General features: G+C 64.0%; 17 protein-coding genes. 5 read left to right on the top strand and 12 right to left on the bottom strand.

The features are described 5' to 3' along the window. Window positions 1-48 precede the first annotated feature (48 nt). The 7 genes from E0501_RS05695 to E0501_RS05665 all read right to left on the bottom strand — a co-directional run bounded on the left by E0501_RS05695 (window position 49) and on the right by E0501_RS05665 (window position 8,080). Window positions 49-639 (bottom strand): holin family protein, encoded by a 591-nt coding sequence (locus E0501_RS05695; RefSeq protein ID WP_193555874.1) that lies wholly within the window; start codon window positions 637-639, stop codon window positions 49-51. Then, window positions 630-1,241 carry a holin-associated N-acetylmuramidase gene (locus E0501_RS05690; RefSeq protein WP_137700353.1) on the bottom strand — a complete coding sequence of 204 codons (612 nt, stop codon included), beginning with the start codon at window positions 1,239-1,241 and terminating at the stop codon, window positions 630-632. The genes E0501_RS05695 and E0501_RS05690 overlap by 10 nt, the downstream gene beginning before the upstream one ends. 56 nt (window positions 1,242-1,297) lie before the next feature. After that, on the bottom strand, window positions 1,298-1,744 hold the full coding sequence (ccmE, locus tag E0501_RS05685) for a cytochrome c maturation protein CcmE (protein WP_137700352.1): 447 nt from the start codon (window positions 1,742-1,744) through the stop codon (window positions 1,298-1,300). A gap of 13 nt (window positions 1,745-1,757) precedes the next feature. Next, the gene (argC, locus tag E0501_RS05680; protein WP_137700351.1) at window positions 1,758-2,786 is read right to left on the bottom strand and encodes an N-acetyl-gamma-glutamyl-phosphate reductase; all 1,029 of its coding nucleotides are present in this window, start codon (window positions 2,784-2,786) and stop codon (window positions 1,758-1,760) included. Window positions 2,787-2,840: 54 nt separating this feature from the next. Continuing rightward, entirely contained in the window at window positions 2,841-3,653 is an 813-nt protein-coding gene (gene murI, locus E0501_RS05675; protein ID WP_137700350.1) for a glutamate racemase, read from the bottom strand. Between the two features lie 14 nt (window positions 3,654-3,667). Further along, the gene (locus E0501_RS05670) at window positions 3,668-4,546 is read right to left on the bottom strand and encodes a lysophospholipid acyltransferase family protein (RefSeq protein ID WP_137700854.1); all 879 of its coding nucleotides are present in this window, start codon (window positions 4,544-4,546) and stop codon (window positions 3,668-3,670) included. A 126-nt stretch (window positions 4,547-4,672) separates the two neighbouring features. Further along, window positions 4,673-8,080, bottom strand: a complete 3,408-nt coding sequence (locus tag E0501_RS05665; protein ID WP_137700349.1) for an indolepyruvate ferredoxin oxidoreductase family protein — start codon at window positions 8,078-8,080, stop codon at window positions 4,673-4,675. 173 nt (window positions 8,081-8,253) lie between these two features. On the opposite strand from E0501_RS05665, the gene E0501_RS05660 reads away from it, so the two are divergent. Together E0501_RS05660 and E0501_RS21325 are read left to right on the top strand one after the other, a co-directional pair. Continuing rightward, window positions 8,254-9,159 (top strand): LysR family transcriptional regulator, encoded by a 906-nt coding sequence (locus E0501_RS05660; RefSeq protein WP_137700348.1) that lies wholly within the window; start codon window positions 8,254-8,256, stop codon window positions 9,157-9,159. Window positions 9,160-9,457: 298 nt separating this feature from the next. Further along, on the top strand, window positions 9,458-9,685 hold the full coding sequence (locus E0501_RS21325; RefSeq protein WP_137700347.1) for a hypothetical protein: 228 nt from the start codon (window positions 9,458-9,460) through the stop codon (window positions 9,683-9,685). Here the strand turns inward: E0501_RS21325 and E0501_RS05650 are convergent. Beyond that, complete coding sequence (locus tag E0501_RS05650) at window positions 9,682-10,821, bottom strand: M24 family metallopeptidase (RefSeq protein ID WP_137700346.1); 1,140 nt, start codon at window positions 10,819-10,821, stop codon at window positions 9,682-9,684. The two genes, E0501_RS21325 and E0501_RS05650, sit on opposite strands and share 4 nt — an antisense overlap. Next, window positions 10,818-11,834, bottom strand: a complete 1,017-nt coding sequence (locus E0501_RS05645) for a pyridoxal-phosphate dependent enzyme (protein ID WP_137700345.1) — start codon at window positions 11,832-11,834, stop codon at window positions 10,818-10,820. Before E0501_RS05645 ends, E0501_RS05650 begins: the two co-directional genes overlap by 4 nt. Before the next feature lie 179 nt (window positions 11,835-12,013). On the opposite strand from E0501_RS05645, the gene purL reads away from it, so the two are divergent. From purL to grxD, 3 genes are all read left to right on the top strand, one after another. Then, a complete protein-coding gene (purL, locus tag E0501_RS05640; RefSeq protein ID WP_137700344.1) occupies window positions 12,014-14,179 on the top strand; it encodes a phosphoribosylformylglycinamidine synthase subunit PurL in 2,166 nt (721 codons plus the stop codon). A gap of 122 nt (window positions 14,180-14,301) precedes the next feature. Then, window positions 14,302-14,538, top strand: a complete 237-nt coding sequence (locus tag E0501_RS05635; RefSeq protein ID WP_137700343.1) for a BolA/IbaG family iron-sulfur metabolism protein — start codon at window positions 14,302-14,304, stop codon at window positions 14,536-14,538. 33 nt (window positions 14,539-14,571) lie between these two features. Continuing rightward, entirely contained in the window at window positions 14,572-14,934 is a 363-nt protein-coding gene (grxD, locus tag E0501_RS05630) for a Grx4 family monothiol glutaredoxin (protein ID WP_137700342.1), read from the top strand. A 106-nt stretch (window positions 14,935-15,040) separates the two neighbouring features. Here the strand turns inward: grxD and E0501_RS05625 are convergent, their stop codons facing one another. From E0501_RS05625 to E0501_RS05615, 3 genes are all read right to left on the bottom strand, one after another. Further along, window positions 15,041-16,408 carry a cytochrome P450 gene (locus E0501_RS05625; RefSeq protein WP_137700341.1) on the bottom strand — a complete coding sequence of 456 codons (1,368 nt, stop codon included), beginning with the start codon at window positions 16,406-16,408 and terminating at the stop codon, window positions 15,041-15,043. Then, window positions 16,389-17,609, bottom strand: coding sequence for a hypothetical protein (locus tag E0501_RS05620; RefSeq protein WP_137700340.1), 1,221 nt, complete (start codon window positions 17,607-17,609; stop codon window positions 16,389-16,391). The genes E0501_RS05625 and E0501_RS05620 overlap by 20 nt, the downstream gene beginning before the upstream one ends. Before the next feature lie 108 nt (window positions 17,610-17,717). Continuing rightward, window positions 17,718-18,461: a cytochrome c biogenesis CcdA family protein gene (locus E0501_RS05615; protein WP_137700339.1), complete on the bottom strand. Its 744-nt coding sequence runs from the start codon at window positions 18,459-18,461 to the stop codon at window positions 17,718-17,720. Between the last annotated feature and the right edge of the window lie 17 nt (window positions 18,462-18,478).

The raw sequence follows: 18,478 nt of genomic DNA, 5'->3' as shown, positions 1-18,478 counted from the left end.
CATGTTCACATTGTCGCGGGTCGCGCCGCAACAAAGGCCCAGCCGGGATCAGCGCCCCAGATCCGCCCCTCGCTGCCACGCCCGAAGCGCCGGATTCGGTCCCGGCTGCATGGCCTCCAGCGTCAGATCGGCATCCCGTCGCGTGTCCGCCGCGCCCGGGCTTTCGGCATGCCGCCCCACCGCGTCCAGCCGTTCCAGGTTGTCCACAACCGCCGGAACTGAGGCCAGCGTGCGGGTGATCTGACGCTGGAATTCCTGGCCCTTGGCCTGGTGGCGTGCGCCGAAGTAGAAGCTCACGATCGCCCCCAGAAGCCACCAGAGCGGCTCGGGCACCAGCGCAATGCCCTGCATCCGTGCGGCAAACCAGACCGGATCAACCATCGCCGCAATGAAAAGCCCCAGTGTGCCGAGCGCCAGTGCCGGACGTGGCAAACGGTTGACGGCATCCATCACCCGGTCGAACAGCCCGCGTTTGGGAAACTCGAACTCGCCGGCAAACTGCTCCAGCGCCTTGGCCTGCATCTCGGCCGATCGGGTCGCCGCAGCTTCCGCGTTCTCGCGAAACACCTCGACAGTTTCGTGCACGCCGCGCCCCCCATCGCCGAACACCAGCGTGAAAATCCGCTCGATCATCCCCATGCAGCCACCCTTTCGCGAAACTGCGCCTCGCTCAGGTGAAACGCCGGGCTGATAAACTCCTCGGCTCGCCGTATCCACCCGCCCTTTCCGCCTGCGCGGGCGCGGGCGTATTTGCGGCTCGCCGGGCGCCGGTCAGCCAGCCGGAAATAGTAGTTCCGCCGCGCGATCCCGTAGGCATCGGCGATATGGTCGGGCGCGGCCTGCGCGGCTGCATGCGCGGCCTGCGCCGTCACCGGCCCGATCACCCCGTCGACATCAACCTCGTATCCCATCTCGCGCAGCAACCGCTGAAGGATCTTCACCGCGTTGGCGCCGGCATTCACATACATATCGAACACGCTCGCCTGCAGAACCTGCGGTAACCGCTCGATCCCCGGTTTGCGAAAATAGTGCTCCAGGAAAATATCCACCGCCTGCGCCCGGCTCAGCCGGCGCACGTCGGCCACATCCACATCGCCGTCGCGGTCCAGGTCCAGCCCCAGCCGCCGCATCGTATGGATTGTCACGCCGAAATTCGTGGCCCCACCCGGATCATCCGGATCGTTCACGAATCCGCCTTCGCGGGCCACGATCTCTTCGGCAATCTCTTGAACGCGTGTCATCTGCCACACCTCTCACCTTTTTCGGCAAGGGTGCGACAGACCGGTTAACGCGCGCCTTAACTACCGCCCGGTTCCTGGTAGACGCCTTGCTCTTTCAGCGCATCCACCACTTCGCGCGGCATGTAAGTCTCATCATGTTTGGCAAGGATTTCAGAGGCTTCAAAGACACCGTTCACCAATTTTCCGGTCCCGATCATGCCCTGGTTCTCGGCAAAGAGGTCCGGCAGAACGCCGGTATAGGTCACCTTCACGCTCTCGCCGCCATCGGTGACGTTGAAGCTGACCGTCTCGCCTTGCCCACGCACCAGGCTGCCTTCTTCAACCAGCCCGCCGATCCGGAAGGTCTCAGTCGGCGCCGGCGGTTCTTCCACAACCTGCGTGGGTGACCGGAAGAAATTGATGCCGTCCTTCATCCCGTAGCCGATCAACGCGGTCGAGATGATCAACGCGAAAATCGCTAAGAAAATCACCTGGATACGGCGTTTCTTTTTCAGCCCCTTCATGGTCCAGACCTCCTCACGGGAAGCAGGGCGCCAGCATCAGGCCCTGCGTCTCCTTCAGACCTAGCATCAGATTGGCATTCTGCAAGGCCTGCCCACTGCTACCTTTTGTCAGGTTATCCAGCGCCGCGATCACGATGGCCCGGCCCTCGATGCGGTCGCCGGTCACGCCGATATGGCAGAAATTGCTGCCCCGCACATGGTGCGTGCTGGGCGTTTCGCCAAAGGGCAGCACCTCGATGAACGGCTCATCGGCATAGGCGGCCGCTAGCGTCTCGTGCACCTTGGCCGCGTCGCCGCTGACATACCCGGTGGCCAGAATACCCCGGTTCGCCGGGATCAGGTGCGGCGTGAACTGGATTTTCACGTCCCGCCCGGCCAGCTTGGAAAACTCCTGGTCAAACTCACCCAAGTGCCGGTGCGTGCCGCCAACGGCATAGGCGTTGTAGCCTTCGGACAGCTCCGCATGCAGCAGGTTTTCCTTCAGGCTCCGGCCCGCGCCGCTCACCGCGCATTTCAGATCGAGGATAATGTCCTCCAGCCCGATCACACCCGCCGAAATCAGGGGCCGCAGGATGTATTGTCCGGTCGCCGCGTTGCATCCCGTCCCGGCCACCAGCCTCGCGCCCCGGATCTCGTCGCGGTAGAACTCGGTCAGGCCATAGACCGCCTCTTTCTGCATCTCCACGGCGCTGTGCGGATTGCCGTACCATTTCTCATAGGCCGCCGGGTCGCGCAGCCGGAAATCGGCGCTCAGGTCGACGATTTTCAGATGCTTCGGCAGGCCCGAAATCACCTGCTGGCTGGTCTTGTGCGGCAAGGCGCAGAAGCACAGGTCCACCGTGCTAAAGTCGATCTCGTCAAAGCCCACCATGTCGGGCAGGTCCAGGTGGCGCAGATGCGGGAACACCTGAGCCAGGCTCTGCCCGGCCTTGGAATGCGCGCCAAGTGCCACGATTTCCATGTCTCCATGGGTGGCAATCAGCCGGATCAGTTCGGCGCCGGTGTAGCCGGACGCGCCCAGGATGGCGATCTTGTGGGTCATGTCGAACCCCTTTTCAATTGTTCGGATGTGTTGTGACGAAAAACCGGGCGAGGCTCAAGCGGCCTCGAACTCGATTCGTCGTCGCAGGAATTGCGTGGCGCGGCTGCTCACCGTCTTGGGGTCACCCGTCGTCAGGAATTTCGCTTCGGTGCCGTCCCCCAGCATGTTCGGGTGCCGCTCAAGGTAATCGGCAAGGCTTTCAGCCACCAGATTGGCTTGGCTGTAGACAGTCACGTCCGGCCCCAACGCCGCCTGGAATTCCTTTTCCATCAGCGGGTAATGGGTGCAGCCCAGGATGGCCGCCTGCGGATGCGGCATCTTCCGCTTCAACGCGTCGACATGCGATTGCACCAATGCTTCGGCCAGGATCATGTCGCCTTCTTCGATGGCATCGACCAACCCGCCACAGGCCTGCGCCTCGACATCCACGCCGATGGCGCGAAACGCCAGTTCGCGCTGGAACGCGCGGCTTGCCACCGTGGCGGGCGTCGCGAAAAGCGCCACGTTCTTCACCGCCACCTCGCGCGGGGGCGAATTGTCGCCCCACTGCCGCTCGGTCAGCGCCTCGATCAGCGGCACGAAGACGCCCAGCACCCGCTTGTCCGCCGGGATCCAGCTTTCCTGCATCCGCCGCAACGCCGCCGCGCTCGCCGTGTTACAGGCCAGGATCACAAGGTCGCAACCCTCCGCCCACAGACGCTCGACCGCCTTGCAGGTCAGCCCATAAACATCGTCGGCATCGCGCACCCCATAGGGCGCATGCGCATTGTCCCCCAGGTAGACAAACGGCACGTCCGGCAACCGCTTGGTCACCGCGTCCAGAACGGTCAGGCCGCCCAGCCCACTGTCGAAAATGCCTACTGCCATGATGCCTGCTTGGCTTATGCGCGATGCTTCTCTTCGAACTCAAAGCCAAGGGCGGAAGAATCCACCGGCTTCGGAGACAGCTCATAGGTGGATTTTCGCAGAAAATCCATCATTGCTTTTGCGTCTTTTGCGCGCGCATCCAGCTCCGCGCGCGGGATCGGATCGCCGATCACCACGTCGACATCGGTGTTCACCCGCGCCTTGAACTCCTTGATCAGCAGCCCCATGCGCAACGTCGTGTGCATGTGGCTGGCCAACTGGAACATCCGGCTGGTCGACCCGTCAAAGAACACCGGCACCACCGTGGCGCCGGATTTCGCCACCATCCGCGCCGTGAACGACCGCCAGCCGGGATCGAGCGCACGGGAAAAGGGTTTTGCCGCAGTGCTGACCGTGCCACCGGGGAAAATTCCGATCGCCCCGCCCTCACCCAGATAGCGCAGCGCCTCCTTGCGGGTTTCAAGGTTCAGTTTCACCGCCTCTTTCGTTTCCTCGAACGACACCGGCAGCACCACGCGGTTCAGATCCTCGGCCTTGCGGAACACGTGATTGGCAAGGATGCGGAAATCCCCCCGTGTCCGGCTCAGGATATGGCCCATCATCAGGCCGTCCAGAATGCCATAGGGGTGATTGGCAATCAGGATCAGCGGCCCGTTGGCGGGAATATTGGATAACGATCCGCCCACCACATTCAGCGACAGGCCATACCGCTCGACCATCACCTCCCAGAAATCGCGGCCATTCGCCACCTCGACCTCGTAACCGCGCGCGCGCCGGATCAGGCCCAGCCGCCCGGTGGCATTTTCCATGAAGCGGATCATCGCCCGGCCGCCGCGGGTTGCAGCGGAATGGGCGTAAGAGATATCTCTTGCGATGTGACGGTTGTGTGCCATGGGCATCAGGATAGGATCAGACGACGTTTACGCGGCGTCATAAGGCCGTATCGCCAGTCTGACCAGCATTCATGACAATTCCATGAAGATTCGGCGCGGCCCGGGGAAACCGGGCCACACCTGATCTTACTCGGCGGCCTGAACCACCGGTGCGCCGCCGCTTTTCAACTCGGCCAGGATTTCCTCGCGCCGCTTCGCGGCCTTCTCGGCATTCTCTGCCTTGACCGGGCCGAACCCGCGCACCTTCAGCGGCAATTCTGCCAGTTCGGTGACCAGCGCCATGTTCGACGCGTCCACCTTGGGCAGCCACTCCGCCATATCGGCCTCGTATTGCGCGATCAGCGCGCGCTCCATCTTCCGCTCCTCGGTGCGTCCGAACGGATCGAGCGCGGTGCCGCGCAGGCGCTTCATCTTCGCCAGCAGCCGGAACCATTTCATCATGCCCGGTCCAAATTCGCGCTTCATAGGGCGTCCGTTCGGCCCCTCTTTCGACAGGAGCGGCGGCGCCAGGTGGAAGCTCGGCCGGAAATCGCCCTCGAACTGCTGTTTGGCTTTCTCCAGCGTGTTCAGGTGCAGCCGGGCGACCTCGTATTCGTCCTTGTAGGCCAGCACCTTGTGATAGCCTTTGGCGACCGCCTCCTTCAGGGCCTCATCGGCCACGCTGTCCACCAGCTTGCGATAACGCTTGGCCAGCCGGTTGTTCTGATAGACCTTCAGATGATCGGCCCGATAGGCAATCCGCTCGTCCAGCGTCTTCGGCAGTTCCACCACCACGGGCTCCAACAGCTTCTGCACCTCCTCGGGGTGCAGCACGGCCCAGCGGCCGATATCAAAGGCCCGCAGATTACCCTCGATCGCCGCGCCGTTCAGGCGGATCGCATCCATGATCGCCTCGCGGCTCACCGGGATCAGGCCCATTTGCCAGGCCCCGCCGAACACCATCATGTTCGAATAGATACTGTCGCCCAGCGTGATCCGCGCCAGGTCGCTCGCGTCGAACAGGCTCAGCTTATCGCGCAGCCGCGCCTCGAGTTGGAGTTCCAGCCGATCGGTCGGAATCGTGAACTCCGAATGCCGGGTGAATTCGCCGGTGATGATCTCGTGGCTGTTGACCACCGCGCCGGTCTTGCCCGGGCTGGTCAGGCCCAGCGTGCCGCGCCCGGCACTGACCACCAGGTCGCCGCCGATCAGCGCATGCGCTTCGCCGGTGGCCACCCGCACGGCGTTGATGTCTTCGGGGTCGTTGGCCAGGCGCACGTGGATATGCACCGCGCCGCCCTTCTGCGCCAGGCCCGCCATCTCCATCATGCCCGCGCCCAACCCGTCGATCTGCGCCGCCTGCGCCAGCACCGCGCCGATCGTCACCACGCCAGTGCCGCCGACACCGGTGATGACCACGTTATGCGTGCCGTTGATCTTCGGCAGTTCGACGTCTGGCAGGTGCGGCAGATCCAGGTCGGTCGTCGCCTCTTTCTTCACCTTGGCGCCTTCCAGCGTCACGAAACTGGGGCAGAACCCTTTCAGACAGCTGAAATCCTTGTTGCAGGACGACTGGTCGATCGCCCGCTTGCGGCCTAGTTCGGTTTCCACCGGCACGATCGAGACACAGTTCGACTGGATCCCGCAATCGCCGCAGCCCTCGCACACATCGGTGTTGATGAATACGCGCTTGTCGATATCGGGGAACTTGCCGCGCTTTCTGCGCCGGCGCTTCTCTGCCGCACAGGTCTGAACGTAAAGAATGGCCGATACGCCCTTGTATTCACGAAACTTCCTCTGAACCTCATCCAGCTCGGCGCGCTCGTGCTTCTCCACGTCCGCCGGGAACGACGCCAGATCGACATCCTCTTTCTCATCATAGACCAGCGCCACGTGCTCGATACCGAACGCCTTGAGTTCGCGGGCGATCTGCTGCGCCGAAAGCCCGCCTTCATGAGTCTGCCCGCCGGTCATGGCCACGGCATCGTTGAACAGGATCTTGTAGGTCATGTTGACGCCGCTGCCGACAGCAGCCCGGATCGCCTGCAGGCCCGAGTGGTTATAGGTTCCGTCGCCCAGGTTCTGAAATACGTGGTCGCGCTTGGAAAACGGCGCTTCGCCGATCCAGTTGGCCCCCTCGCCCCCCATATGGGTGAATCCCAGCGTATCGCGCTCCATCCACTGCGCCATGAAGTGACAGCCGATCCCGGCATAGGCACGGCTACCTTCCGGCACCTTGGTCGAGGTGTTGTGCGGACAGCCAGAGCAGAAATAGGCCAGTCGGCTGGCGATCTCCTCGGCATTGTCGGCGCGCTTGGCATTGTCCAGCTCGGCCATACCGGCCTTGATCCCCTCGGTTGAGCGCCCTTCCTCGATCAGGATATTGCCCAGCTTCTCGGCAATCATCACCGGATCCAGCGCCCAGCGGCTGGGGAAAAGCTCCTCGCCACCCTGCCCCTTGTACCAGCCGTAAACCCGGCGGCCCTGCCGGTTGTCAAACAGCGCCTCCTTGATCTGCACTTCCAGCAGTTTGCGCTTCTCCTCGACCACAACGATCAGGTCGAGCCCCTCGGCCCACTCGTTGAAGCCCTTCATGTCCAGCGGCCAGACCTGCCCCACCTTGTAAGTGGTGATCCCCAGCCGTTCGGCCTCGGCCTCGTCGATCCCCAGCAGGGCCAGCGCGTGCTCCAGGTCCAGCCAGTTCTTGCCATGGCTCACAAGCCCGATCTTGGCGCCGGGCTTGCCCCAGACGCGATTGTCGATCTTGTTGGCATGGGCAAAGATCTCGGCCGCCTTGCGCTTGTAATCGATCAGGCGGGCCTCCTGCACGATCCGGTCATCAACCAACCGAATGTTCAGCCCACCCTCCGGCATCTCGAAGTCCGGCGTGACGAACTCCAGGCGGTCGGGCGCCCCGTCCACCACCGCCGTCGCCTCGATCGTATCCTTCATCACCTTCAGGCCCACCCAGACCCCGGCAAACCGGCTCAGCGCCAGTCCGTAAAGGCCATAGTCAAGAATCTCCTGCACCCCCGCGGGACTGACCACCGGCATGTAGGCATCGACCAGCGCCCACTCGCTCTGGTGCAAGACGGTCGAGGATTCGCCGGTATGATCGTCACCCATCGCCACCAGCACACCACCATTGGGGCTGGTGCCTGCCATGTTGGCATGGCGGAAAACGTCGCCGGTGCGATCAACGCCCGGGCCCTTGCCATACCACAGGCCAAAGACGCCATCGAACTTACCTTCACCGCGAAGCTCGGCCTGCTGACTGCCCCACAGTGCCGTGGCAGCCAGGTCCTCGTTCAGCCCGGCTTCGAACTTGATGTCGTGATCTGTCAGGATCTGTCCGGCGCGCGTCATCTGCATATCGACCGCGCCCAGGGGCGACCCGCGATATCCGGTCACATACCCGGCGGTGTTCAGCCCCGCCTGCGCATCGCGCTGCTTTTGCGTCAGCATCAAGCGCACAAGCGCCTGCGTGCCATTCAAGAGCACCTGCTTCTTGTCCAGATCGTATTTGTCCTGAAGCGATACCTGTTGCTTGCTCATCGCGCGTCTCCCCTAAGCCAGTGGCTTCCATTTGAGCATAACGTAATATTAGGTCATATTTTTTGACCTACCAACGGGAATTTTTTCCCATGACCCTACGTTTTCGTGAGGTTAAAGGTGCCATTTCAAAACGTTTCGTGCGAGTAGTTGGGCATATTAAGAAAGTTGCGAACATGGATTGGGACAAACTCAGGATATTTCACGCGGTCGCCGATGCCGGGTCGCTGACCCATGCAGGCGATACGCTGCATCTCAGCCAGTCGGCGGTGTCACGTCAGATTCGCGCCCTCGAAGAGGCCCTGAACACGACCCTTTTTCACCGTCATGCCCGTGGCCTGATTCTCACCGAACAGGGCGAATTGCTGTTCGATGCCACCCGCGCCATGGTCAAACGCCTCGATGCCGCCACCGCCCGCATCCGCGACAGCGAAGAAGAAGTGTTCGGCGAACTGCGCGTGACCACCACAACCGGCTTCGGCACGCTCTGGCTCGCGCCGCGTCTGCGCGCGCTTTATGACAAGTATCCCGAACTCAAGATCGACCTCATGCTCGAAGAGCGCGTGCTCGACCTGCCCATGCGCGAGGCCGATGTCGCCATCCGCATGAAGGAGCCCAGCCAGGCCGACCTGATCCGCAAACGGCTGATGGGCGTGCGCATGCGCCTCTATGCAAGCCCTGAATACCTCGACCGCGCAGGCGTGCCCGAGACCATCGCCGATCTGCGCGATCACCGCCTGATCTGCCAGAATGTCGGCGCCACGCAGGTCGGCGCCGGCGCCTCGCTGGTCAAGGAACTGCTCAGCCACGACATCCCGTCGCTTCTGACCGTGAACAACTATTTCGGTGTGCTCCAGGGCGTGCTTCACCACCTGGGAATAGGCGTGCTGCCCGACTACGTCACCCAGGACTTCCCGAATCTTCAGCGCGTCCTGCCCGAGGTCGAGTCGGGCGAAATCCCTGTGTTTCTCGCCTTCCCCGAGGAATTGCGCCAATCCAAACGGATTGCCGCCTTCCGCGACTTTGTCCAGGAAGAGATCATCGCATACCGTAAACAGGTTAAAAATCAGGCGGTTGAGTAACTTGTTAATCAGTTATGCGCAGGCTGCATAACGGCCATGCTGCACCTGCGGCATAAAGGAGCTTGATCGGACAAGGTTCGCCACTTAATTGATCACTCGACGGTGATGTTCGATGTTCATCGCATCACTTTCATACCTCCCTGTTGGACTTCGGCCGAGCTTAGTGCTCGGCCTTTTTTTTGCTGCCGCATTATCGTGCAGCGCGAATTTCCGGCGATTGCGTCAATTCACCCATTGGAATTGCGCGAACGGAGATTTACCACTCATGGTAATTGAATCACCGGGGGACAGGCTGGACATGGCTCTTTCATCATCGGCGTTGGATATGGACCTGCGGATTCGCCTGGTCGACGCGCTCTATGACCTGGCCGATACCATCCTGAATCCGCCCGCGCCCACCACCGGCCAGCGCGCCGCAAATTATCTGCGCCAGCTTTCCGAAATCACGTCCCAGAGCGTCTCGCCCGAACCCAAAGAAGTCAAAACCATTCTGGCAGAGGTCGAGGCCCTGCTCGAGCGGACCTAGGCCCCGATCACCGGCAAGCTGCCGCTGGCAAACGGGCTCAACCGCTCCGGCGGTCCATCCCGGATCACGATGTTTTCCTCGTGCACGATGAACAGCCCCTCGACAGTTTCGATCCCCGGCTCCAGCGTAATCACCATCCCCTCCTCCAGCACGGCGCCATCGCGGGCGGTCAGCGAAAGTCCCTCGGTCAACTGCATGCCAAGCCCATGGCCCAGCCGCCCAGCCGTTTCACCCGCGCCAACGATCTGCGCCATCGCCTGCCAGACGTCGCTGGCCCGCGCCCCGGGTCGGGCCACTTCCTCAGCGGCGGCAACGGCATCAAGCAGGTGCCCCCACGCCGCCTCGGCCCTTGGACTGGCCTCGCCGATGGCGAAATTCCGGTCATAGTCGCAGAAATACCCGTCCCACACCGCGCCCGTATCCAGCATCAGAACATCGCCGCGCTGCAGCGGCGTGGCATCGGCCGGTGAAATCACATCCGCATATCCCAACGGCCCCGCGCCCCCGGCCAGGTAAGGCACCCAATCCGCGCCCTCTTCCAGAAGCAAGCGCTGAAACCCGCGAAACACCTCTTCCAGCGCCGCGCCTTCACCCGCCACTTCGCCCACGCGGTCAAAAGCGCGCCCCGCAATGGCACAGGCACGACGGATCTTGGTGATCTCGGCCTCGGACTTCACCGCGCGCAGCCGTGCCATGATCCCGGCATCATCGCCAAAGTCGATCCCCATGGCCTGCAGCCGCCCGAAATCAGCCAGCGGCATGCGCAGATGCGTCTCGCGCCCCGAAGGCAGGCCCACGCGCCCGCCCGGTGCCAATTCGTGCAAGGTCTGCGCCAGCAGGCTCACCCCATCATCCACCGGGTGTGGCGCGGCCCAGGTGCGGATATCCTCGATCCACGTGCGCGCCATGAGCGCCGCCCCGATCGACGGGATTACCGCCACCGGAGCCCCGCTTTCCGGCACGATCAGGAACCACGGTCGGCTGGGGCTTTCCCAGAACCGGGTCAGGAACCCGGTGAAATAGCGGATCTCGGGTTCGGTCGTCAGCAGCAGCGCGCCCAGGTCGGCCTCGCTCATGGCTCGCTGTGCCCGCGCCACGCGGTCGCGATACTCCTGCGTTTCGAACCCGCGCGTCACTCGGGCGCCTCGCTCAGGATGCACAGCACCCGAACATCCGGCCCCAGCGGGTCCATTGCCATCAACGCGGCCAGACCCGCCCCGCCTGACGGAGTCGTCTCGAACCCGGCCTCGGCCAGCACCGGCATGGCGGCTGCCACCTCGTCTTCGGTGATCGTCACAAAGGCATCGGCATCGCGCGCCAGCCCTTTCAGCGCGATCAGCGACGGCTCCTTGCAATCCAGCCGCCCCATCGACGATACCGGCCCTTCCGTCACCACCGACCGTCCGGCCCGCACGCTCTCCATCAGCGCCGGCGCCGCCTCGGGCTCGACCACGATGATCTGCGGATAATCGCCCCATTTCTCGCGGAAATAGGCCGCGCAGGCCCCCGCCAGTCCGCCAACACCGGCCTGCAGGAAGATGTGCGTCGGCGGTTCGTCCATCTCGCGCACCACCTCGTCGGCCAGCGCCACATAGCCCTCCATCACCCGGTAGGGCCGCTCGATATAGCCGTCCCAGGACGAATCCGACAAAAGCTCCCAGCCGTTTTCCTCGGCTGCCCGCATCGCCGCGGCCATACTCTCCTCGTATGTCGCGCCCGCGCGCACCACCTTGGCCTCGATGCCGCGCAGCCGACTGGCAAACTCCTCGGGCACCGTCTCGCTCAGGTAGATCACCGCCTTCGCGCCAAAGGCCATCGCGCCTGCCGCCAGAGACAGCCCGTGATTGCCCGCGCTGGCGGCTACATAGGTCCGCCCCTTGGCCAGCCCCGCCTCGGCATCGCGGGCAATCACATAGGCCGCGCCAAGCGCCTTGAAACTGCCCAGCCCCATGCGAAACCGCTCATCCTTGATGAACACCTCGCCCGCGCCCGCGAAGCCATCCAGCCGATCCAGCGGCGTGCGATCATCGAACGGGCACCGCGTCAGAAGCGCGCCCACAGCGCCCGCATCCACGCTGGGCCACGGCACATCGGCCAGCCCTGCCCAATCAAGCCCCCGGCCCCGCCACGGATTTTCGAAACGCTGCATTTCAGTCCCCTTTTCGCGTCCAGCGCCACCATTGGCGTTTCGTCCGCGGCCTGCAACCCCGCATGAACCATGCCAAGGTCGAAAAACCGCACCGCTTGCCCCTTCCATGCGCCGCGCCCTTGGCTTATGACGGCGCCAGGCCGCCTGCCACGGCACATGCATCTGGGGAAGAGCACCACATGACCGAGCCCGCCATCACCGAAGACCTGATCGAAGCCCACGGCCTCAAGCCGGACGAGTACCAGCGTATCCTGGAAATCATCGGGCGCGAGCCCAGCTTTACCGAGCTCGGTATTTTCTCGGCGATGTGGAACGAACACTGCTCTTACAAGTCCTCCAAGAAATGGCTGCGCACCCTGCCCACCGAAGGCCCGCAGGTCATCTGCGGCCCCGGCGAAAACGCGGGCGTGATCGACATTGGCGATAACCAGGCCGTCATCTTCAAGATGGAGAGCCACAACCACCCTTCCTATATCGAGCCCTACCAGGGCGCGGCCACCGGCGTGGGCGGCATCCTGCGCGATGTCTTTACCATGGGGGCCCGTCCTATCGCCGCGATGAACTCGCTCAGCTTCGGCGCGGTCGATCACCACAAGACCCGCCAGCTGGTGCATGGTGTGGTCGAAGGCATCGGCGGCTACGGCAACTGTTTCGGTGTGCCGACCGTGGGTGGCGAAGTTCGCTTCGATCCGGCCTATAACGGCAACTGCCTGGTGAACGCCTTCGCCGCCGGCTTGGCAGACGCCGACAAGATTTTCTATTCGGCCGCCTCGGGCGTCGGCATGCCGGTGGTCTATCTCGGCGCCAAGACCGGCCGAGACGGCGTCGGCGGCGCCACCATGGCGAGCGCCGAGTTCGATGAGACGATCGAGGAAAAACGCCCCACCGTGCAGGTGGGCGACCCCTTCACCGAAAAACGCCTGATGGAGGCGACGCTGGAACTGATGCAGACCGGCGCGGTGATCTCGATCCAGGACATGGGCGCCGCCGGCCTCACCTGCTCGGCCGTGGAAATGGGCGACAAGGGCGGCCTTGGCGTCAAACTGCAGCTCGACGACGTGCCGCAGCGCGAAGAGAACATGACCGCCTACGAGATGATGCTCTCGGAATCCCAGGAACGCATGCTCATGGTGCTGCGCCCGGAAAAAGAGGCCGAGGCCCGCGCGGTGTTCGAGAAATGGGACCTCGATTTCGCCATCGTCGGCGAAACAATCGCCGAGGACCGCTTCCTCATCCTGCACGGCAACGAAGTGAAGGCCGACCTGCCGCTCGCCACCCTCTCGGGCTCCGCCCCCGAATATGACCGCCCGTGGGAGGCCACCGCGCCGGCCGAGCCGCTCGATGCCGCCACCGTGCCCGGCATCGATCCGGTCGACGGGCTGCGCGCACTGATTTCCTCGCCCAACTACGCGGCGAAACAGTGGATCTACGAACAGTACGACACCATGGTCATGGCCGACACGGTGCGCACCCCCGGCTTCGGCGCGGGCGTCATCCGCGTCCATGACACCGGCAAGATGCTGGCCTTCACCTCCGACGTGACGCCGCGCTACGTCAAGGCCAACCCGGCGATGGGCGGCAAACAGGCCGTGGCCGAGGCTTACCGCAATCTCACCGCCGTGGGCGCGACCCCGCTTGCCTCGACCGACAACCTCAATTTCGGCAATCCCGAAAAGCCCGAGATCATGGGCCAGTTCGTCGGCGCGATCAAAGGCATCGGCGAAGCCGTCGCCGCCCTCGACATGCCGATCGTCTCGGGCAACGTCTCGCTCTACAATGAAACCGATGGCGCGGCGATCCTGCCAACGCCGACCATTGCTGCCGTCGGCCTGATCAAGACCGAGGACGACGCGATCCTCGGCCTGCCGCGCGACGGCCACGTGGCGCTCCTGATCGGGGACACCCAGGGCCACCTGGGCCAATCCGCCCTCCTGGCCGAGGTCTTCAACCGCAGCGAGGGCGACGCGCCCACAGTCGATCTTGCGGCCGAGAAACGCAATGGCGATTTCATCCGCGCCAACCACGCGCTGATCAAATCCTGCACCGACCTCTCCGATGGCGGCCTTGCGCTCGCCGCTTTTGAAATGGCCGAGGCCGCAGGCGTTGGCATCCATATCGATACCGACGACATGGCCCAGCTCTTCGGCGAGGACCAGGCGCGCTACCTCGTCGCCTGCAACTTCGACGAGGCCGAAGCGCTTATGGTCGCCGCGGGTCAAGCCGGCGTACCGATTCACAGCGTCGGACGATTCACCGGCGATCAGGTCAGCTTCGGCGCCTCGTCTGCGCCGCTCTCCGAGCTTTCGGCCACCTATCGCGGCGCCTTCGAAGAGGCGCTCGGCTGATCCCGGCGGCAAAAACCGGCAATTCGGGCATATCTTTTCGCGCTTGGGCCTGCCCCTCCCTTGCGCGCGGCCGCCGCGCGGCCTAAATCTTGAGTCAAACCGTAGGGAGGGAACCATCCGCCATGGCCGTATACGCGCAAGAGCTCGAACACCTGCTTCGCGAAAGCTTTCCCAATGCGCAGATCACCGTCGAAGGCAGTGACGGGCGCCACATGTCGGCGCTGGTCATCGACGAAAGCTTCCGCGGCAAGAACCGCGTGCAGCAGCAACGCGCCGTCTATGCCGCATTGAAAGGCAAGATGGACGGCCCGGATGGCGAATTGCACGCGCTGGCGCTGACGACCCGCGCGCCCGACTGATCCCGAAACGCAGACCGAACAGGACAGACCAAAATGACCGACGCAAAAACCCGGATCGACGAAACCGTCAAATCCAACGACGTGGTGCTCTACATGAAAGGCACCAAGACCATGCCGCAATGCGGGTTCTCCTCGCGGGTGGCCGGTGTGCTCAATTACATGAGCGTGGATTTCGTCGACGTGAACGTGCTGGCCGATGATGCCATCCGCCAGGGCATCAAGGACTATTCCGATTGGCCCACCATCCCTCAGCTCTACGTCAAGGGCGAGTTCGTCGGCGGCTGCGACATCGTCACCGAGATGACCCTCTCGGGCGAGCTCGACACGCTTCTCGAAGAAAGCGGTGTGACCTTCGACAAGGACGCCGCCAACAAGATCCGCGAAGCTAACGCCTGATCTGATCAAGCAGGCGGGCCATGCACCCGGCCCGCCTCTTCATCTTGCCGCAAATACTCCGGGGGTTTGGGGGCAGCGCCCCCAAGTCCGCCCACACGGCGGCACTTCACCCCCGCCGGGTGATCTTCAACCAGATCCCGTCCCTGCCCCGCACCGTCAGATGCGCCACGGGCATCGCCGGACGCGCCTCGACCAGCTCGAACCGATAGGCCCGCACCAGCATCGACAGCAAAAGCGGCCCCTCGACCATCGCGAACCCCGCGCCGGTGCATACCCTCTGCCCCGCGGAAAACGGCATATAGGCCGTGCGCAGGCAGGTCTTGCCATTTTCGGTCTGAAACCGCCCGGGGTCGAAATCGTCGGGCCTGTCCCACAACCGCTCATGCCGATGCAGATGCCACGGGCTCAGCACGATCTGGCTGCCCTTCGGCACCTCACGGTCGCGGAAATGCTCGGGGCACGCGGCCTCGCGCACCATCATCGGCACCGGCGGATAAAGCCGCAGCGCCTCACGGAACACGTCGCGCGACACGCGCAGGCGCGATACCGCGGCAAACTCCGCTCGCGCGCCCAGTTCCCGTGCCGCTTCTCCGGCCAGTTTCTCCTGCCAGTCGGGATACATCGCCAGCAGGTAGAGCGCCCAGGCCAGCGCGCTGGCGCTGGTCTCGTGCCCAGCCAGGAAAAAGATCGCCACCTGGTCGACCATCTCTTCGGTATCGAACCGCTCGCCCGTCTGCGGATCGGCGGTGGTCATGATCTTCGTGGCCAGGTCATCGGGCGCCCGCCCCGCCGCGATCTCGTCCATCCGCGTCGCGGTCAATCGCGTGATCAGCGCCCGGATCTCGCGCGCCGTGCGCTTGGTCTCGCGCCTGTGAAACCGCGGGAACCATTTGGGCAACGGCAGCACCGCGCCCAGGTTCAGCACCGGCTGCGCGCGCTGATGCTCGCGAAACTTCCCGAAGACCTGCGCGGCCAGTTCATGCTCGATAGGGATCGAAAAAAGCGTGCGGAAAATCACGTCCGCCGCGGCGTGGGACGTCTGCGCCTCGATCTCCACCGGGCTGCCATCGGCCAGCGCGCCCATGCGCGCCACGCTCGCCTCGCCCGCCGCCCACATCGCCGGGAACACGTCGCGCAGCCGCCCGCCCTCGAAGGCCGGGTCGATGATCCGCCGCTGCCGCTTCCAGGTTTCGCCATTGGTCACGAACACCGAATTGCCCAGAAGCGGCGCAAGCCCTTCGCGCACACGGTCGGATTTCGGGAAATCGTCGGCCCGCTCCTTCAGCACGAGGTCCACCAGCGCGGGCTCATTGCACATGAAGGATCGGAAAAACGGCGTGCGGAACTCGGCCATCCACGCCCGGTACAGGCGCGCCGGCTGCGCCGACAGGATATCCTGCCGGAACAGCCGCGCATAGCGCCACAGCGAAACGCGCCCGTCGCGCGCGGGCGGTTTAGGCGGGCGCGGGGTCATTCTCGCCCACCGAGACATATTTCGACACCGCGCGCTCGATCCGCGATTTCGACGGCTGCCGCCCCTCGAACCGCCGGCCCAGCGTCATCGGCCCGGCGGTGATGCGGAAATAGTCGTAATCGCCCACCCGGTCGAAGGCGCAGAGATACTGGAAATGCAGCCGGAAGAACCGCCAGCGCAGCTCTTTCCAGCGTGCCGGGCTCAGGGTCTGCGTGAACGCCGCCGAGATGACCAGCGGCCAGCGTTTTCCCTCGGGCGCCACGCCCGACACGGCAACCGGATCGCACAGTGCAAAGGCACAACCGTCGCCGGGCGCGGTCACGTCGACCCAGGCCAGCTCGTCGCGCGCCGAAAGATAGCGCAGGTCGGCGCGCAGACGGTCAGCACGCGGCAGGAACGAGACCATCGGCACCACCTGGCCGAGGCTCAGGAAGGACAATGCGGGGCCGTCGGCCGGCACCCGTCCCGCCCGGATCAGATCGGCCAGGATCGACACGCCCAGATGCGCTCCCGAGGAATGGCCGACCACCAGAACCTCGTCGAACTCCTGGCCCAGGGCCCCGGCGATGACATCCGCAAAATCGGCCATCCGCGCCTCCAGCTCCGGCGGATTGGCCCCTTTTGACTGCGCCGAATAAGCATAGTCATGCATCAGGTAATAGGCGAAAAACTTGCCATCACGCTTGCGGAACCATTCCAGGATGGCCGGCACCACGGCCAGCCCGCCCCAGGCGGCCAAGGGATGCAACAGGGCCAATACCCGGCCCAGCCCCCAGGCGATCAGCAGGGCCAGTGCCAGTTGCACCAGCAGGAACACCACCGGGTACAGCGCGGCGATCACCGGCCCCTTGCGCAGCTTCATCAGGCGCCACAACGCCCCCGATGCAATATAGGCCCAGGCGGTTCGGAACAGCTGCAGATAGGTCGCCAGAATGCCCAGCCCCATGCTATCGCGCACGATATCCGACCAGACCAGCACCTCGAAATCGGTCTCGGTTTCCGCGCCGTCCATCTGCCCCGTCACGTGCCAGCCATAACGCTCTGCGCCCGCCTTCGGCGCCAGCGCGATCTCGTAGCCCGAAATCCCGCCCTGCGCGCGCCCCTCCTTGCGGTACAGCTCGCGATAGCGGCGCGGGTGGATCGGGTCGTAACCTGGGATATAGAACACCTTGCGGCATTTCACTCTTTGCTCGATGCCCATCACTCGCACACCTCTTTGCAGCGGAGCCTAGCGCAAAACCCCGGCAAGAGTAAGGCGCCCCGGCGCGCCTCGCACCCCCGAATTTTCGCCGAAAATTCGCGCGCGTCCTCAGCCAAGCGCGGCAAGCGCCGGGAACTGCTCCAGCAGCCAGTAGGAGAAGGTGGAAAACCCGCCGGTCAGCATCAACAGGCCGATGGTCCAGAGCAGCAGGCCCATCACCTTCTCGATCTGCTCCATATGCCGCTTCATCCAGCCCATCAGCCCCGACAGGCGCGGCAGGAAAGCCGCGACCAGCAGGAACGGAATACCCAGCCCCGCCGCATAGACCGCCAGCAAAAGCGTGCCCCGCGTAACAGATCCCTCCTGCGCCGCGAGCCCCAGGATCGCGCCCAGCTGCGGCCCGATACAGGGCGTCCAGCCAAAGGCAAAGGCCAGGCCCAGGATATAGGCACCAAAGGCGCTGCCGCCGCGGTCACCCACATCCATCCGCGCCTCGCGATCCAGGAACCCGATGCGGTAGATGCCGATGAAATGCGCCCCGAAGATCATCACCAGAATGCCTGCCAGGGCATTGAACCAGGTCTGAAACTCCAGGAACAGCGTTCCCACCGCCGAGGCGGTGAACCCCAAAAGCAGAAACACCGTGCTCAGCCCCAGCACGAAGAACAGCGCCGGCATGATCGCCCGGTTCTTGCCTTCGCTCAGGTCGCTGACCGACACGCCCGACATGTAGGCCAGATAGGGTGGCACAATGGGAAGCACACAGGGGCTCAGGAAAGACAGTACACCGGCCAGCAGGGCCACCAGCATCGCCGGGATCAGCGCGGCGTCTATGATCTCGATTCCGAACATGTTTTCCCCTTACGCCA

Source organism: Marimonas lutisalis (genome assembly GCF_005434965.1).
Taxonomy (GTDB): Bacteria; Pseudomonadota; Alphaproteobacteria; order Rhodobacterales; family Rhodobacteraceae; genus Marimonas_A; species Marimonas_A lutisalis.
Note: the sequence above shows the minus strand (reverse complement) of the source record. Positions and strands in the feature narration are given on the sequence as shown.

Excerpts from the sequence above, each read along its gene's own strand:
- E0501_RS05695 (WP_193555874.1), bottom strand. The coding sequence starts at position 639 with ATGGGGATGATCGAGCGGATTTTCACGCTGGTGTTCGGCGATGGGGGG.
- E0501_RS05690 (WP_137700353.1), bottom strand. The coding sequence starts at position 1,241 with ATGACACGCGTTCAAGAGATTGCCGAAGAGATCGTGGCCCGCGAAGGC.
- ccmE (WP_137700352.1), bottom strand. The coding sequence starts at position 1,744 with ATGAAGGGGCTGAAAAAGAAACGCCGTATCCAGGTGATTTTCTTAGCG.
- argC (WP_137700351.1), bottom strand. The coding sequence starts at position 2,786 with ATGACCCACAAGATCGCCATCCTGGGCGCGTCCGGCTACACCGGCGCC.
- murI (WP_137700350.1), bottom strand. The coding sequence starts at position 3,653 with ATGGCAGTAGGCATTTTCGACAGTGGGCTGGGCGGCCTGACCGTTCTG.
- E0501_RS05670 (WP_137700854.1), bottom strand. The coding sequence starts at position 4,546 with ATGGCACACAACCGTCACATCGCAAGAGATATCTCTTACGCCCATTCC.
- E0501_RS05665 (WP_137700349.1), bottom strand. The coding sequence starts at position 8,080 with ATGAGCAAGCAACAGGTATCGCTTCAGGACAAATACGATCTGGACAAG.
- E0501_RS05660 (WP_137700348.1), top strand. The coding sequence starts at position 8,254 with ATGGATTGGGACAAACTCAGGATATTTCACGCGGTCGCCGATGCCGGG.
- E0501_RS21325 (WP_137700347.1), top strand. The coding sequence starts at position 9,458 with ATGGCTCTTTCATCATCGGCGTTGGATATGGACCTGCGGATTCGCCTG.
- E0501_RS05645 (WP_137700345.1), bottom strand. The coding sequence starts at position 11,834 with ATGCAGCGTTTCGAAAATCCGTGGCGGGGCCGGGGGCTTGATTGGGCA.
- purL (WP_137700344.1), top strand. The coding sequence starts at position 12,014 with ATGACCGAGCCCGCCATCACCGAAGACCTGATCGAAGCCCACGGCCTC.
- E0501_RS05635 (WP_137700343.1), top strand. The coding sequence starts at position 14,302 with ATGGCCGTATACGCGCAAGAGCTCGAACACCTGCTTCGCGAAAGCTTT.
- grxD (WP_137700342.1), top strand. The coding sequence starts at position 14,572 with ATGACCGACGCAAAAACCCGGATCGACGAAACCGTCAAATCCAACGAC.
- E0501_RS05625 (WP_137700341.1), bottom strand. The coding sequence starts at position 16,408 with ATGACCCCGCGCCCGCCTAAACCGCCCGCGCGCGACGGGCGCGTTTCG.
- E0501_RS05620 (WP_137700340.1), bottom strand. The coding sequence starts at position 17,609 with ATGGGCATCGAGCAAAGAGTGAAATGCCGCAAGGTGTTCTATATCCCA.
- E0501_RS05615 (WP_137700339.1), bottom strand. The coding sequence starts at position 18,461 with ATGTTCGGAATCGAGATCATAGACGCCGCGCTGATCCCGGCGATGCTG.